At 74.4% G+C, this 15,889-nt stretch carries 13 protein-coding genes; 10 read left to right on the top strand and 3 right to left on the bottom strand.

Annotation, left to right across the window (positions count from 1 at the left end; all coding sequences use genetic code 11):
- Positions 1 to 36: 36 nt before the first annotated feature.
- From LPA54_RS26975 to nudC, 3 genes are read left to right on the top strand one after another with little or no spacing between them, the layout of a single operon-like run.
- Positions 37 to 3,633, top strand: coding sequence for an ATP-dependent DNA helicase (locus LPA54_RS26975; RefSeq protein ID WP_228982347.1), 3,597 nt, complete (start codon positions 37 to 39; stop codon positions 3,631 to 3,633).
- Between the two features lie 10 nt (positions 3,634 to 3,643).
- Positions 3,644 to 5,050 carry a dipeptidase gene (locus LPA54_RS26970; protein WP_228982346.1) on the top strand — a complete coding sequence of 469 codons (1,407 nt, stop codon included), beginning with the start codon at positions 3,644 to 3,646 and terminating at the stop codon, positions 5,048 to 5,050.
- Positions 5,051 to 5,100: 50 nt separating this feature from the next.
- Positions 5,101 to 6,051, top strand: a complete 951-nt coding sequence (gene nudC, locus LPA54_RS26965) for an NAD(+) diphosphatase (RefSeq protein ID WP_228982344.1) — start codon at positions 5,101 to 5,103, stop codon at positions 6,049 to 6,051.
- A gap of 218 nt (positions 6,052 to 6,269) precedes the next feature.
- On the opposite strand, the gene LPA54_RS26960 is transcribed toward nudC, so the two are convergent.
- The gene (locus tag LPA54_RS26960) at positions 6,270 to 6,527 is read right to left on the bottom strand and encodes a mycoredoxin (RefSeq protein ID WP_228982342.1); all 258 of its coding nucleotides are present in this window, start codon (positions 6,525 to 6,527) and stop codon (positions 6,270 to 6,272) included.
- 153 nt (positions 6,528 to 6,680) lie between these two features.
- On the opposite strand from LPA54_RS26960, the gene LPA54_RS26955 reads away from it, so the two are divergent.
- The 5 genes from LPA54_RS26955 to LPA54_RS26935 all read left to right on the top strand — a co-directional run bounded on the left by LPA54_RS26955 (position 6,681) and on the right by LPA54_RS26935 (position 10,554).
- Entirely contained in the window at positions 6,681 to 8,861 is a 2,181-nt protein-coding gene (locus LPA54_RS26955) for an ATP-dependent DNA helicase UvrD2 (protein ID WP_228982341.1), read from the top strand.
- Positions 8,862 to 9,032: 171 nt separating this feature from the next.
- The gene (locus LPA54_RS26950) at positions 9,033 to 9,380 is read left to right on the top strand and encodes a hypothetical protein (protein ID WP_228982339.1); all 348 of its coding nucleotides are present in this window, start codon (positions 9,033 to 9,035) and stop codon (positions 9,378 to 9,380) included.
- Between the two features lie 169 nt (positions 9,381 to 9,549).
- Positions 9,550 to 9,918, top strand: coding sequence for a WhiB family transcriptional regulator (locus tag LPA54_RS26945; protein WP_228982338.1), 369 nt, complete (start codon positions 9,550 to 9,552; stop codon positions 9,916 to 9,918).
- Complete coding sequence (locus LPA54_RS26940) at positions 9,915 to 10,241, top strand: hypothetical protein (RefSeq protein WP_228982336.1); 327 nt, start codon at positions 9,915 to 9,917, stop codon at positions 10,239 to 10,241. The genes LPA54_RS26945 and LPA54_RS26940 overlap by 4 nt, the downstream gene beginning before the upstream one ends.
- A gap of 115 nt (positions 10,242 to 10,356) precedes the next feature.
- Positions 10,357 to 10,554 carry a hypothetical protein gene (locus tag LPA54_RS26935; protein ID WP_228982335.1) on the top strand — a complete coding sequence of 66 codons (198 nt, stop codon included), beginning with the start codon at positions 10,357 to 10,359 and terminating at the stop codon, positions 10,552 to 10,554.
- A 98-nt stretch (positions 10,555 to 10,652) separates the two neighbouring features.
- Here LPA54_RS26935 and LPA54_RS26930 read toward each other — a convergent pair whose 3' ends face one another.
- On the bottom strand, positions 10,653 to 12,002 hold the full coding sequence (locus LPA54_RS26930) for an AarF/ABC1/UbiB kinase family protein (RefSeq protein WP_228982332.1): 1,350 nt from the start codon (positions 12,000 to 12,002) through the stop codon (positions 10,653 to 10,655).
- A 61-nt stretch (positions 12,003 to 12,063) separates the two neighbouring features.
- The gene (locus tag LPA54_RS26925) at positions 12,064 to 13,206 is read right to left on the bottom strand and encodes a ThiF family adenylyltransferase (protein WP_228982330.1); all 1,143 of its coding nucleotides are present in this window, start codon (positions 13,204 to 13,206) and stop codon (positions 12,064 to 12,066) included.
- Between the two features lie 227 nt (positions 13,207 to 13,433).
- On the opposite strand from LPA54_RS26925, the gene LPA54_RS26920 reads away from it, so the two are divergent.
- Together LPA54_RS26920 and LPA54_RS26915 are read left to right on the top strand one after the other, a co-directional pair.
- Complete coding sequence (locus LPA54_RS26920; RefSeq protein ID WP_228982374.1) at positions 13,434 to 13,964, top strand: M48 family metallopeptidase; 531 nt, start codon at positions 13,434 to 13,436, stop codon at positions 13,962 to 13,964.
- Positions 13,965 to 14,083: 119 nt separating this feature from the next.
- Positions 14,084 to 15,886: a TerD family protein gene (locus LPA54_RS26915; protein ID WP_228982328.1), complete on the top strand. Its 1,803-nt coding sequence runs from the start codon at positions 14,084 to 14,086 to the stop codon at positions 15,884 to 15,886.
- The last annotated feature ends 3 nt before the right edge of the window (positions 15,887 to 15,889 follow it).

The following is a 15,889-nucleotide window of genomic DNA, read 5'->3' as shown; positions in this document are numbered from 1 at the left end:
GGGGCGCTGTCGGTGGCCGCGGTTAGCCTTCTCCGGGTGACCGCACGCATCACCGACCCCGAGCAGCTCAAGGAGCTGCTCGGCATCCCGTTCACCCCGGAGCAGACGGCCTGCATCACCGCGCCGCCCGCCCCGCAGGTCATCGTGGCCGGAGCCGGCTCCGGGAAGACCACGGTGATGGCCGCCCGCGTGGTGTGGCTGGTCGGCACGGGACAGGTCGCCCCCGAGCAGGTGCTCGGCCTCACCTTCACCAACAAGGCCGCCGGCGAGCTCGCCGAGCGCGTCCGCACCGCCCTCGTCCGCGCCGGCGTCACCGACCCCGACGTCATCGACCCGGACGACCCGCCCGGCGAGCCGAGCATCTCCACGTACCATGCCTTCGCCGGCCGGCTCCTCACCGACCACGGCCTGCGCATCGGCCTGGAGCCCACCTCCCGCCTCCTCGCCGACGCGACGCGCCACCAGCTCGCCGCCCGCGTCCTGCGCGAGGCCCCCGGCCCCTACCCGGCGCTCACCCGCTCCTTCCCCACGCTCGTCAGCGACCTCCTCGCCCTCGACGCGGAGCTGTCCGAGCACCTGGTGCGCCCCGAGGACCTCGACGCCCACGACGCGCGGCTGCTGACCGCCCTGGAGACCGTCCGCCTCGGCAACGCCGACCTGCGCAAGGTCCCCGAGGCAGCCGCCGCCCGGCGCGAACTGCTCGACCTGGTCGTCCGCTACCGCGCCGCCAAACGCGAGCGCGACCTGCTCGACTTCGGCGACCAGATCGCCCTCTCCGCCCGGCTCGCCCTCACCCGCCCCGAGGCCGGCGCGCAACTGCGCGACGAGTACCGGGTGGTCCTCCTCGACGAGTACCAGGACACCTCCGTCGCCCAGCGGCGGCTCCTCTCCGGCCTCTTCGGCGGGGGCACCGGCCACCCCGTCACGGCCGTCGGCGACCCCTGCCAGGCCATCTACGGCTGGCGCGGCGCCTCCGTCGCCAACCTCGACGACTTCCCCGAGCACTTCCCCCACGCCGACGGCCGCCCCGCCACCCGGTTCGCACTGAGCGAGAACCGCCGCAGCGGCGGCCGCCTCCTCGACCTCGCCAACGGCCTCGCCGAGCCCCTGCGCGCCATGTACGCGGGTGTGGAGGCGCTCCGCCCGGCCCCCGGCGCCGAACGGGACGGCGTCGTACGGATCGCGCTGCTGGCGACCCAGGCCGAGGAGATCGCCTGGCTCGCCGACTCCATCGCGCACCTCGTGCGCACCGGCAAGGAACCGGGCGAGATCGCCGTCCTGTGCCGCACGGCGACGGACTTCCCCGAGATACAGGCCGCCCTCGTCGCGCGCGACGTGCCGGTCGAGGTCGTCGGCCTGTCCGGGCTGCTGCACCTCCCCGAGGTCGCCGACCTGGTCGCCGTCTGCGAGGTCCTCCAGGACCCCGGCGCCAACGCCGCGCTCGTACGGCTCCTCACCGGCCCCCGCTGGCGCGTCGGCGCCCGGGACCTCGCCCTGCTCGGCCGCCGCGCCCGCCTCCTCGTGCACCGCGCCGCCGACGGCGACGCCGACCCCGACCCCGACGAGCGGCTCGCCGCCGCCGTGGAGGGCGTGGACCCCGCCGAGGTGATCTCCCTGGCCGACGCCCTGGACACCTTCCTGGACACCGGCGGCCACGACGACGGCCTGCCGTTCTCGGCCGAGGCGCGCGTCCGCTTCGCCCGCCTCGCCGCCGAGCTGCGCGACCTGCGCCGCGCCCTCGCCGACCCGCTGATGGACGTCCTGCACCGGATCCTCGCCACCACCGGCCTGGAGGTCGAGCTCTCCGCGTCCCCGCACGCCCTGGCCGCCCGCCGCCGCGAGACGCTGTCGAACTTCCTGGACGTCGCCGCCCGCTTCGCCGCCCTGGACGGCGAGGCCACCCTCCTCGCCTTCCTCGGCTTCCTGCGCACGGCCGCCCAGTACGAGAAGGGCCTCGACAACGCCCTGCCGGGCGGCGAGAACACCGTCAAGGTCCTCACCGCGCACAAGTCGAAGGGCCTGGAATGGGACGTCGTCGCCGTCCCCGGCCTGGTGACCGGCCAGTTCCCGAGCTCCCGCGCGCGGGAGGCGTGGACCGCCCAGCCGCAGGTGCTCCCGTACGCCCTGCGCGGAGACGCCGAGACCCTGCCGGGGATCGACACCTGGGACGCCGCGTCGCTCAGGGCGTTCAAGGACGCCCTGCGGGACCACCAGCACACCGAGGAGCTCCGCCTCGGGTACGTCACCTTCACCCGCCCCCGCTCCCTCCTCCTCGGCTCCGGCCACTGGTGGGGGCCGTCCCAGAAGCGCCGCCGCGGCCCCTCCCCCTTCCTCCACGCGCTGTACGACCACTGCGCGGCCGGCTTCGGCGAGATCGAGGCGTGGGCGGAGGAACCGGAGGAGGACGCGGAGAACCCCGCGCTCCGGGCCGCCGCCGACGACCACGCCTGGCCCCTGCCGCTCGACCCGGACTCGCTGGCCCGCCGCCGGGCCGCCGCGGACACGGTGCTCGCCTACCTGGAGGCGCCGCCCGCCGCCGACGGCGTACGAGAGGAGCCCGCCCACCGGGACGCCGCCGACGACGTGCCGTGGTGGCCGGAGGACCAGGACGCGCCGGACGACCCGGACGCACCCTGGCCCGACGACGCCCCGCCACCACCCGACGACGGCCCCGCCCCCCACGACGACCCCGGCCCCGGCCTGCCGGGCGACCCGCCGCGCACCGCTGCGCCCGGTCGGAACGGCGGCCCGGACAGCGGCCCGGACGATGGCCCGGGCGGCGGCCCGCCCGACGACGCCACGCCGCCCCGCCCGCCCGCACCCGCGCTCCCGCACCAGCGCACCCCGGCCCCCCGGGACCCGGACGCCCTCGACCCCGGCCACGTCCCGCACGCCCGTACCGGCCCGCTCGCGCCCGAGGAGGTCCGTACCGTCGCCTCCTGGGACCGCGACCTCGACGCCCTCACCGGCGAGCTGCTGCGCGCCCGCAGCGCCACCCGGGACGTACCGCTGCCCGCTTCGCTCTCCGCCTCGCAGCTGCTGCGGCTGGCGGCCGACCCCGACGCCTTCGCCGCGGAGCTGGCCCGGCCCATGCCGCGCCCGCCGCAGCCGGCGGCCCGCCGCGGCACCCGGTTCCACGCGTGGGTGGAGTCGCGCTTCGAGGCGCTGCCGCTGCCCCTGCTGGGCCCGGACGAGCTGCCCGGCGGCGAGGTCCACGCCGACGAGCCGGAGATCGCCGACGAGCGCGACCTGGCCGCCCTGAAAGAGGCCTTCGAACGGACCGCGTACGCCCGCCGGACCCCGTACCGCGTCGAGGCCCCCTTCCAGATCACCCTGGCCGGGCGGGTCGTCCGCGGCCGCATCGACGCCGTCTACCGCGACCCGGACGCCGGCACGTACGAGATCGTCGACTGGAAGACCACCCGCCACCACACCGGCGACCCGCTCCAGCTGGCGGTCTACCGCCTCGCCTGGGCGGAGCTGCACGGACTGCCCCTCGACGCGGTCACCGCCGCGTTCGTCTACGTCCGCACGGGTGAGGTCGTACGCCCGGAGGGGCTGCCCGGCCGGGACGGGCTGGAGCGCGTCCTGCTGGGTGGGACGGCAGACGGGACACCGCCCTCCGCCGGATAGGCTCAGCGGTATGAGCGACACCCCGGACAGCGCCGTCCAGACCGTACGGAAGTACATAGAGCAGCACCGCGCCGCCTTCCTCGACGACCTCGCCGAGTGGCTGCGCATCCCCTCCGTCTCGGCCCAGCCGGAGCACGCTCCCGACGTGCGGCGCAGCGCCGAATGGCTCGCCGCGCGGCTCAAGGGGACGGGCTTCCCGGTCGCCGAGGTCTGGGAGACGGACGGCGCCCCCGCGGTCTTCGCCGAGTGGCCCTCCGACGACCTCGGCGCCCCCACGGTCCTCGTCTACGGCCACCACGACGTGCAGCCCGCCGCGCGCGAGGACGGCTGGCACACCGACCCCTTCGAGCCGGTCGTCCGCGACGGACGGCTCCACGCGCGCGGGGCGGCCGACGACAAGGGGCAGGTGTTCTTCCACACCCTCGGCGTCCGCGCCCACCTGGAGCTGACCGGCCGCACCGCCCCCGCCGTCAACCTCAAGCTGCTCGTCGAGGGTGAAGAGGAGTCCGGCTCCGCGCACTTCCGCGCCCTGGTCGAGCACCACCGCGACCGTCTCGCCGCCGACGCCGTGATCGTCTCCGACACCGGCATGTGGAACGAGACGACGCCCACCGTCTGCACCGGCATGCGCGGCCTCGCCGACTGCGAGATCGAGCTGTACGGGCCCGACCAGGACGTCCACTCCGGTTCCTTCGGCGGCGCCGTGCCCAACCCGGCCACCGTCGCCGCCCGCCTGGTCGCCGCCCTCCACGACGAAAACGAGCGGGTGACCGTCCCCGGCTTCTACGACGGCGTCGCCGAGCTCTCCGCGACGGAGCGGGAACTCATCGCCGAGCTGCCCTTCGACGAAGCGGCGTGGCTCGCCACCGCCCGCTCCCACGGCACCCTCGGCGAGGCGGGCTACTCCACCCTGGAGCGCGTCTGGGCCCGCCCGACCGCCGAGGTCAACGGCATCGGCGGCGGCTACCAGGGCGCCGGCGGCAAGACGATCATCCCCTCGTCCGCCCAGCTGAAGCTCTCGTTCCGGCTCGTCGCCGGACAGGACCCGGACCGGATCGAGCAGGCGGTGCGCGACTGGGTCGCCGCCCGCGTCCCGTCGGGCATCCGCCACCGGATCACCTTCGGCGCGGCCACCCGCCCCTGCCTGACGCCCCTCGACCACCCCGCCCTGCGGGCCGTGGCCCGCTCCATGAGCCGCGCCTTCGACGGGGCGAAGATCCGCTACACCCGGGAGGGCGGCTCCGGACCCGCCGCCGACCTCCAGGACGTGCTGGCCGCGCCCGTCCTCTTCCTCGGCATCTCCGTGCCGTCCGACGGCTGGCACGCGCCGAACGAGAAGGTCGAGCTGGACCTGCTCCTCAAGGGCGTGGAGACCACCGCCCACCTGTGGGGCGAGCTGTCCACCGCACTCCGCTGAAGACCACGCCTGACGGACACCCATCACACCCGGGGGAGTTGGAAGCACCAGTGAGCACCATCAGCAACGAGGCCGGTCACCGCCCGATCGGCTTCACCGCCCCGAGCGGTATCGACCGCGCCGCCCACCACCGCCTGGACGAGGCGTGGCTCGCGGCGGCGTGGAGCCACCCCACCACGCGCGTGTTCGTGGTCTCCGGTGGGCAGGTGCTGGTCGACGACACCCCCGACGGCCGGACCGAACTGGTCATGACGCCGGCCTTCGAGGCACCGCTCACGGAGACCCACCGCTACTTCCTCGGCACGGACACCGACGGCGTCAGCTACTTCGCGCTGCAGAAGGACGCGCTGCCCGGCCGGATGGACCAGTCGGCGCGCCCCGCCGGACTCCGCGAGGCCGGCCTCCTGCTCGACGGGCGCGACGCCGCCCTGATGGTGCACGCCGTCGCCCTGGAGAACTGGCAGCGCCTCCACCGCTTCTGCTCCCGCTGCGGCGAGCGCACCGTGATCGCCGCGGCCGGCCACATCCGCCGCTGCCCGGCCTGCGGCGCCGAGCACTACCCGCGCACCGACCCGGCCGTGATCATGCTGGTGACGGACGAGCACGACCGCGCGCTGCTCGGCCGGCAGGTGCACTGGCCCGAGGGCCGCTTCTCGACGCTCGCCGGCTTCGTGGAGCCCGGCGAGTCGATCGAGCAGTCCGTCGTCCGCGAGGTCTTCGAGGAGGCGGGCGTCACCGTCGGCGCGGTCGAGTACGTCGCCAGCCAGCCCTGGCCGTTCCCCTCCAGCCTCATGCTGGGTTTCATGGCGCGTGCCACGTCGTCCGAGATCGACGTCGACGGCGACGAGATCGAGGAGGCGCGCTGGTTCTCCCGCGAGGAGCTCACCGCCGCCTTCGCCTCCGGCGAGGTCCTGCCGCCGTTCGGGATCTCGATCGCGTCGCACCTGATCGAGCTCTGGTACGGCAGACCGCTGCCGAAGCCGGGCGGCCCCGCGGCCTGACCCCGCTCCGCGCGCCGGGCGCCCCGGCGCCCGAGCACGCACCGCGGCGCCGGGCTGCCCCGCGGCCCTGGCCGTACCGCGTCGGGCGACCCCGCGGCCGGAGCTCCCACCGCGCCGGGCTGCCCCGCGGCCCGAGCCCGCCCCCTCCGGTACGCACGCGGACGCCCCCGCCGGTCGGTCGGCGGGGGCGTCCTGTCAGGGGAGCGGCGCGGCGGCCGTCAGCCGGCCAGCGCCTGCTGGACCTGCTTCAGGCTCGGGTTGGTCATGACGACGTCCTCGCCACCGCCGGTCGGCGCCACGAGCACCGTCGGGACGGTCTGGTTGCCGTTGTTGACCTTCTCCACGAACGCGGCGGACTCCGGGTCCAGCTCGATGTTGATCTCCGTGTAGGCGATGCCCTCGCGGTCCATCTGGCTCTTCAGCCGTCGGCAGTAGCCGCACCAGGTGGTGCTGTACATCGTCACAGAACCCTGCATCGTCTCTTCCGCTCCTCGGATCGCTGGAGTGCGTGATCGCACCCGGGAGAACGTACGGGGAGCCGCCGGGCATTCCCACCCCCGGTATGACCGGCGTCGCACCCCTGTGGACGGCCGGGCCGCGCCCCTCCGCCGACCTGGCAGCATGGCAGGGTGACACCAGCGACGCACTCCACCCTCTTCCCGCAGGTCCCGGACTCGGCCGACGCGGTGCTCGACGGGCTCGACCCGGAGCAGCGCGAGGTCGCCACGGCCCTGCACGGACCGGTGTGCGTCCTGGCCGGCGCGGGCACGGGCAAGACCCGGGCCATCACCCACCGCATCGCCTACGGCGTCCGCGCGGGCATCCTCCAGCCCTCCAGCGTGCTGGCCGTCACGTTCACCAACCGCGCCGCCGGGGAGATGCGCGGCCGGCTGCGGCAGCTCGGCGCGGGCGGCGTCCAGGCCCGCACGTTCCACTCGGCGGCCCTCCGCCAGCTCCAGTACTTCTGGCCGAAAGCCGTCGGCGGCGACCTGCCCCGGCTCATCGACCGCAAGGCCCAGCTCGTCGCCGACGCCGCCACCCGCTGCCGCGTCCGGCTCGACCGCTCCGAGCTGCGGGACGTCACCGCGGAGATCGAGTGGGCGAAGGTCACCCAGACCGTCCCCGCCGACTACCCGGCGGCCGTCGCCAAGACCCAGCGCACGGCCCCCCGCGCCCCGGCCGAAACCAGCCAGATCTACGCCATGTACGAGCAGCTGAAGCGGGAGCGCGACGTCCTCGACTTCGAGGACGTCCTGCTGCTCACGGTCGGCATCCTCCAGGACCGCCACGACATCGCCGACCAGGTGCGCCGCCAGTACCAGCACTTCGTGGTCGACGAGTACCAGGACGTCTCCCCGCTCCAGCAGCGCCTCCTGGACCTGTGGCTCGGCGACCGCGACAGCCTCTGCGTCGTCGGCGACGCCAGCCAGACGATCTACTCCTTCACCGGCGCCACCCCCGACTACCTGCTCGACTTCCGCACCCGCCACCCGCGGGCGACGGTCGTCAGACTCGTCCGCGACTACCGCTCCACCCCGCAGGTCGTGCACCTGGCCAACGGCCTCCTCGCCCAGGCGTCCGGCCGCGCCGCCGACCACCGGCTGGAACTGGTCTCCCAGCGCGAGACCGGACCCGAGCCCGCCTACGCGGAGTACGGCGACGAGCCGACCGAGGCCGAGGGCACCGCCCGCCGCATCCGCGACCTGATCGCCTCCGGCGTCCCGGCCGGCGAGATCGCCGTGCTGTACCGCATCAACGCCCAGTCCGCCGTCTACGAGCAGGCCCTCGCGGACGCCGGCGTGCCCTACCAGCTGCGCGGCGCCGAGCGCTTCTTCGAGCGGCAGGAGGTGCGGGAGGCGGGCGCCGCCCTGCGCAGCGCCGCCCGGTTCGGCGCGAACGACCCGCTCCTCGACGACGTCGTCGACCTGCCCTCGCAGGTCCGCGCCGTCCTGTCGACCAAGGGCTGGACGACGGAGCCGCCCGCCGGGTCCGGGGCCGTCCGGGACCGCTGGGAGTCGCTCGCCGCGCTGGTCCGCCTCGCCGAGGACCTCACCCGCGCCCGCCGGGACGCCACCCTCGCCGACCTCGTCACCGAGCTGGACGAGCGGGCCGCCGCCCAGCACGCCCCCACCGTCCAGGGCGTGACGCTGGCCTCCCTCCACGCGGCCAAGGGCCTCGAATGGGACGCCGTCTTCCTCGTCGGCCTCGCCGAGGGCACGCTGCCCATCACGTACGCGCGGACCGACGAGCAGATCGAGGAGGAGCGGCGCCTCCTCTACGTCGGCGTGACGCGCGCCCGCCGCCACCTGAGCCTGTCCTGGGCGCTGTCCCGCTCGCCGGGCGGCCGGGCGCACCGCGAGCCGTCGCGGTTCCTGAAGGGGCTGCGTCCCGGCAGCGGCGGGCAGACCGCCCGGGTCCCGCACGCGGGCGGGGTCGACCGGGCGCCCGCCGCGGGCGCCCGGGCCCGGCGCGCCCGCGGGCCGGTGCGGTGCCGGGTGTGCGGCACGACGCTGACGGCCGCCGGCGAGATGAAGCTGATGCGCTGCGAGGACTGCCCCTCCGAGATGGACGAGGGCCTGTACGAGCGGCTCCTCGCCTGGCGCGCCCACCAGGCGCGCCGCACCGGCCAGCCCGACTACTGCGTCTTCACGGAGAAGACGCTGATCGCCATCGCGGAGACCGTCCCGTCCACCGACGGCGAGCTCGCCGCCATCCCCGGCGTCGGCGTCCGCAAGCTCAATCGTTTCGGCGCCGATGTCCTGGCCATCTGCGCAGGTCAGGAAGGCGTCGGGGACGACGCCGAAGACTGATCGCAACTCGTCGCAAAAATAGTTTGCGCCCGCCCCGGGGAGCCCCATAGGTTCTTAACCACGCGAACAGCGGCTTCCTCGAAGCCCTGTCCTCGTGCTGTACTTATCCGAATACGTGCGGGACCGGCTCCGGTCGATCCCCCCCCGAGACGCCGAGAGGAGGCGATTCCAGTGATCAGCATCAAGACCCGCTTCGTCAGCACCGCCAAAATGACCGATCGCTCGGTCGTCGCCTCCACCTGCTCGCTCGGCCTCTCCGGTTCGGCGTTCCCCGGCACCGGTCTGTGCGGTCTCCGGGCCGTCCGTCCGTCGTCCTCCCTGGCGGCTCTCCCCGTCATCGAGGTCTTCGCGGCCAATGAGCGACCGACCAAGGCACTGGAAGCAGGAGTAGCAGCGGCGCAGGCCCCGGCCTATGCCCTTGCGGCGACCGGTGCCGACCTGATGGAGCAGACGCAGCAGCACCAGCACCACACGATGTGGGCCTTCCGTGGGCTCGAACCCTGGAGTGATCCAGCCTGATCCAGCATCAGGCCGGCGCCTTCAGGGCCGCGGAACCCCACCCGGGATCCGCGGCCCTTCTGTTTTGCCCGAACGGGCGGACCAGAGCGAAGGGGCCTCGGGACCAGCAGAACCCGGTACCAGCCCACCGGCACACCCGCCGGACCGACAGACGAGGAAACACACCACCGTGCATCTCGAAGCGCACGCCCCGTCCGTACCGCCTTCCGACACGATCTCCCCGCCCGGCCTGATGAAGGACCACGACGTGACCGCCCTCACCGCGCTCACCGCGCTCGACGACGCCATCGAGAACCTCGGCGTACCCGTACCGTGCCGCTCCTACGACCCGGAGGTCTTCTTCGCCGAGTCGCCGGCGGACGTCGAGTACGCCAAGTCCCTCTGCCGCACCTGCCCGCTCATGGCCGCCTGCCTCGCGGGCGCCAAGGAGCGCCGCGAGCCGTGGGGCGTCTGGGGCGGTGAGCTCTTCGTCCAGGGCGTGGTCGTCGCCCGCAAGCGGCCGCGCGGCCGCCCGCGCAAGAACCCGGTCACGGCATGAACACCGGCACCGGAACGATCGACCGCCCCCTCACGCACGAACCCCAGAAGCAGGCCCCGATGACCTCTTCCACCAACGAGCCCCTGGGCTCCGCGACTTCTGACGTCACCACCCTCGGTGCGCACGCCGCGCGCCAGAACAGGACCCGAGAAATGCAACTCATCCCAGAAGCCCTGGCACGTGCACATATGCACGACCGCCTCCGGGAGGCCGACGACCAACGGGCGGGTGCCCGCCTGATCGCGGCCCGGCGCATGCAGAGGCGTGCGGAGCGCGCCTCACTCCGTGCGCGCCGCGCGCTGGCCATGGCGGTCATGCAGTAGCCGACCGGCCGCGGCACCCGTAACCCCAGCCCTTCCCACGGGGGCCGGTCCACCGACCGGCCCCCGCGGTGCGTCCGTCCGCGGATCCGGCGGCCGGTGGGGTTATCGTCTCGTGGTGAACGAGCGGACACCCGAACCCGCGCAGCCCCGCACGCCCACCACGGTGTGCTCACGCTGCGGCACGACCGCCGGCGGCCTCCCCGTCACCTGGACCTGCTCCGTCGAGAACGGCACCCGGCTGTACTTCTGCGAGACCTGCGCCCGCGACCACCTGCGGTCCATCGAGAGCAGGCTCGACTCGGCCTGGTGGTGACCCGGCGGGCCCCCACCCCCGCACCGGTCCACGGCTCGCACGCCGCGACCGGCCACCGGCCGCCGCGGCCATCCCCGGCCGCCGCCACGGCCGTCGTGTCAGGCCGGCTCCTCCACCGGCTCTTCCGGCAGGAATCCCGGCAGCCACTCCTCCAACTCGTCGCGCAGCCGCACCGACGCGTTCAGCTGGCACAGCACACCGATCGTGCTCAGCGTCACCCGGTGGATCAGCAGGTACGCCGGCGGCAGGTTCAGCTGCTTTCCCAACTGGTGTGCCGGGGAGCGCGGGTCGGCTATCCGCGCCGCCTGCGAACGGATCCACTCGCGGGTGAAGAGGAACTCGTCCGCCTCGGCCGGCTCGATGATGGGCAGCAGGTATTCGAGCACCGCCTCCGGGTCCAGCTCTATGGACTCCTTCACGAAGCCCTCGTCGCACAGCAACTCGTAGACGGTCTCGGCCTCACCTTCCAGGGCCATGCGCAGACACACGCCGATGGTCTCCGGCAGCCCGCCCGGGAGCCGGTCCACCGTCCCGAAGTCCAGCACCCCCAGCCGTTCCTGCCCACCGTCCTCGCCGGGCAGCAGCCGGAAGTTCCCCGGGTGCGGGTCGGCGTGGAGGAGGCCCGTCCGGGCCGGACCCGAGAACAGGAACCGCGCCAGCAACTGGCCCGCCCGGTCCCGCTCCTCCGGCGTGCCGTCCGCTATGACCTGCGACAGCGGCACCCCGTCGATCCACTCCGTCACCAGCACCTGGTCCGACTGGTGCACCACGTCCGGCACCACCACGTCGGGGTCGTCCGCGAACTCCGCGGCGTGCTCCCGCTGCGCCCGCGCCTCCAGGTCGTAGTCCAACTCCTCCGACACCCGCTCGCGCATCTCCGCGATCAGCGGCTTGATGTCCATGCCCGGGACCAGCGGCCCCAACAGCCGAGCGAACCGGCTCAGCTGCGCCAGGTCCGACAACAGCGCCTCACCCGCCCCCGGGTACTGCACCTTCACGGCGACCTCGCGCCCGTCGTGCCACACCGCCCGGTGCACCTGCCCGATCGAGGCGGCGGCCGCCGGCTTCTCCTCGAACTCCAGGAACAACTCCCGCCAGTCCTCGCCCAACCGCTCGGCGAGCGCGGCGTGCACCGCCTTCGTCGGCATCGGGGGCGCCGCCTCCTGGAGCTTGGTCAGGGCGGCCCGGTACGGCCCCGCGACCTCCTCGGGCAGCGCCGACTCGAAGACGGACAGCGCCTGCCCCAGCTTCATCGCACCGCCCTTCAGCTCACCCAGCACCTTGAACAGCTGGTCGGCCGTGCGCTGTTGCAACTCCCGCGCGACGATCTCGGCGGACTTGCCCCCGATCCGCTTGCCCAGCCCCCACGTGGCCCGTCCCGCGAAACCCAGTGGCAGAGCGGCCAACTTGGCGGTCCGGGTGACCGCCTTCCGGGGAAGATCAGACATACGCCCCTCCAAAGCCCAGACTCCCGTGCCGCCTTGCCCTGACACGCGCCGCCGACGGCGGTTACCCCGCCATTGTGTCCTGCCCGCCGCGGACCCCCGAGGGCCGCTCCCGTTCCCCCTCCGACGGCGCCCGGTCCGCCGCTCCGCACGGGCATCCCCCGTGCGGCGGCAGCAGCCGCGCCCGCCACTCCAGCAGAGGCGACGACACCTCCCACCGCGCCCCCGCGCTGGCCGCCACCTCCCCGTCCAGGAACGCCAGCGCGTGCGCCGCGGCCAGCCCCGCCACGGCCGCCGCCAACCCCACGTCCCCGGCCGGTACCGCACCGCGGCGCCCCGACCGCCACTGCGCCAGCAGACGAGGCCACGCCGGATCCGCGTCCGTCCGCCCCAGATCCACGCACCGCGCACACGCCGTCTCGCCCGGCAGGACCAGCGGCCCCAGCACCCCGGTGGCCTCCAGCACCCCGGCGAACAGATGCGGCGTGCCCGTGCCCACCCAGGTGTCCGCCGTCACCGGGTCCGGCGCGTACGCCGCCAGACCGTCCCGGGGCGCGACCACCATCAGTGACAGACCGGGCTCCGGTCCGGTAGGCGTACGGGGTGCCCGTCCGCCCGGCGCCGACCGCCCCACCAACCGCCGGGCCGCCGCGTCCCGCCGCTCCCCGACCGCCTCCGCCGGGAAGCCGCCAGGAGCCACGTCCCACGGCTCGACCCGCCCGCCGTCCACCACCTCCACCCGGCCGACACCGGCCGCCGAGAGCAGTCCGGCCACCGTCGCCCCCACCCGGCCCGCACCCCTCACCTGCACCCGCATGCCGCGGCGCGCGGCCAGGCGCCGTATCGCACCGCCCGGCTCACGGTGCACCACCGAGAGCGATCCGAGGTCGGCACGCATCCGGTCGAGCACGCCGGCCTCCTGCCGGATCGCCTCCACCGCCCGGTCGCCGGGAGCCGTGTCGTCCAGCAGGCCCGCCGCGGCCAGCCGATCGAGCAACGCCTCCAGCCAGCCGTCCGGCACCCCGAGCGCCCGCGCCTCCTCCCGCAGCAGACCCACCCCGCGCGTGCCGTCCAGCAGCGCCAGCAGGCTCCCGGTCGTCGTGTCCACCGGGCCCACCACCACCGCGTGCGCGGGCGCCACCCCGAACTGCACGTACTGCAGATCACGCCATGCGCGCCGCAGTGCCGGCTTCACCATCGGATGCATCCTCGCCACCTCCCTCGCTCGTCACGTGGATGCAGCATGCCGCCGTCGGCGCCATCACCTCCGGTCGTCGTCCACAGGGAGGCCGATCAGTCATACGAATGCTGCGGGCTGTGGACGGACCGCCGGGGTCACCGCCGCCGAGTGGCTTCAATGAGCCGGTCGGCAGGTACCGTCGGGTCGTGCCCGCCGACCCCCAGCCCACCCCCACCACCAGCGACCCGTCCCGCGTGGACCGGACACCCGCCGTCGAGGTGCGCAGGAGCACCCGCCGCCGCAGGACCGTCTCGGCCTACCGCGAGGGCGACCGCACCATCGTCCTCATCCCCGCCCGGATGTCGCAGGCCGAGGAGCGGCGCTGGGTGACCCAGATGCTCGACAAGCTCGCCGCGCAGGAGAGCCGCCGCCGCCCCGGCGACTCCGAGCTGGCCGAGCGCGCCGAGCGGCTGTCCGCGCAGTACCTCGGCGGCCGGGCCCGGCCGGCGTCCGTCCGCTGGGTCACCAACCAGAACACCCGCTGGGGCTCCTGCACCCCGGCCGAGGGCAGCATCCGGTTGTCCCACCGGCTCCAGGGCATGCCCGAGTACGTCGTCGACTACGTGCTGCTGCACGAGCTGGCCCACCTGCTCGTCCCCGGGCACGGGCCCCGGTTCTGGCAGCTGCTCGACGCCTACCCGCGGACCGAGCGGGCGCGCGGCTACCTGGAAGGGGTGGTCGCCGCCGGCCGCCTGCCGCACCCTCCGTATCCGTCCGGCGACTGACCTCACCGATCCTGTACCGAGTACGTACCGAGGCGGTCGCCGACATGGTTCACCGTCGTGGCCAGCCGTTAGCCTGGCGCGACGCACACACATTCCGGGATGGGGGACGGTCTTCACGCATGGCCAGGGAATTCCAACGGGGCCACAAGGCCCGGATCAGTGACCTGACAGCCGGGACCGATCTGTACGTCGGCGTGCAGATCGCGGGGCCGGGACTGTCCTTCGACATCAGCTGCTTCGGTCTCGACGCCGACGAGCGGCTCTCGGACGACCGTTACTTCGTCTTCTTCAACCAGCCCAAGTCCCCCGAGGAGTCCATTCAGCTGCTCGGCGCGCAGGCCGGCGACACCGAGTCCTTCCGCGTCACGCTGGACCGGGTGCCCGAGGGCATCCGGAGGCTGTCCTTCACCGCCACCATCGACGGCTCCGGGCAGATGTCGCAGGTGGGGCCCGGTTACCTCCGGATCGTCGCGGGCGGCGAGGAGGTGGCCCGGTACGCGTTCAGCGGCTCCGAGTTCACCACCGAGCGAGCGGTGATGCTGGGTGACTTCTACCGCAAGGACGGCTGGCGCTTCGCCGCGGTCGGGCAGGGCTTCGACGGCGGTCTCGACGCGCTGCTGAAGAACTTCGGCGGCGAGGTCCTGGAGGAGGAGCCCCAGCAGCCGCAGCCCCCGCAGCCCTCACAGGCCGCACCGTCCTTCGCGCCACCCGCCGGTCCGGCCGCCCCGGCTCCGCCCGCGCCGGCCTTCGCCGCCCCGGGGGCCGCACAGCCGGCCCCGGTCCCCACCCCCGCTCAGCAGCCGCAGCCGCAGCCGATGCACGCGGCTCCCACGATGGCCGCGCCCCTGGGGGCCGTGGCCCCGCAGCCGCCGACACCCCAGGCCCAGGCGCCGGCCCCGCAGGCGCCGACGCCGCCGCCCGCACCGTACGGCCAGCAGCAGCCCAGCCCCTATGGGCAGGTTCCCGGGCAGACGCCTCCGCACGGTGCCCCCGCCCCGGGCCCGTACGGGCAGACGCCTCCGCACGGTGCCCCCGCCCCGGGCCCGTACGGGCAGACGCCTCCGCACGGTGCGCCCGTCCCGGGCCCGTACGGGCAGACGCCTCCGCACGGTGCGCCCGCCCCGGGCCCGTACGGTCAGGCGGCCGGGTACGGGCAGCCGGCGCCCGGCGCGTACGGGCAGCAGCCCCCCATGGGGATGCCGCCCGTCGGTGCCCCGCCCGCCGTCCCGCACGGCGGCGTCCCGCACGGCGCCCCGCAGGGGGCCGGGCTGGGGGCCGCGCTGCAGAAGTACCGCGAGACGCCGACCGGGCAGCGCTGGACCTCGCAGAACCCGCAGCTCATGCGGGTCGACCTCGCCATGGGCCAGACGCCCGTCCTCGCCCGGCAGGGCAGCATGGTCATGTACCAGGGCAAGGTCGACTTCAGCTACAAGGGCGCCGGCTTCGCCGGGCGCATCGTCGGCAACGCCACCGGCCAGGAGATGCAGCTCATGCGCTGCACCGGCCGCGGCCAGCTCTTCCTCGCCGAGAACAACGCGCAGCTGCACCCCATCGAGCTCCAGGGCGACGGAATCTGCGTCTCCGCCGAGAACGTCCTCGCCTTCGACGAGTCGCTGCACCACGAGGTCCGCCGCATCGAGGGGCACGGCATCCCCGGCGGGGCGCTGTTCACGATGCTCTTCCAGGGCACCGGCACCGTCGTCGTGAAGACGCAGGGCACCCCGGTGGTCCTGCCCGTCACACCTACCACCTTCGCCGACTGCAACGCGGTCGTCGCCTGGTCGGCCGCCTCCCAGGTGGTGCTCTCCACCCAGGTCCGGCTGCGCCGCAACGCCTACCCGGGCCACAGCGGCGAGACCGTGAACCTGCAGTTCCGGGGAGCCCCCGGCAACTTCATCGTCGTCCAGCCCTACGAGGTCTGAGGG

The organism is Streptomyces sp. DH12 (assembly GCF_020873895.1).
GTDB lineage: Bacteria > Actinomycetota > Actinomycetes > Streptomycetales > Streptomycetaceae > Streptomyces.
This window is presented reverse-complemented; position numbering and strand designations above follow the sequence as displayed.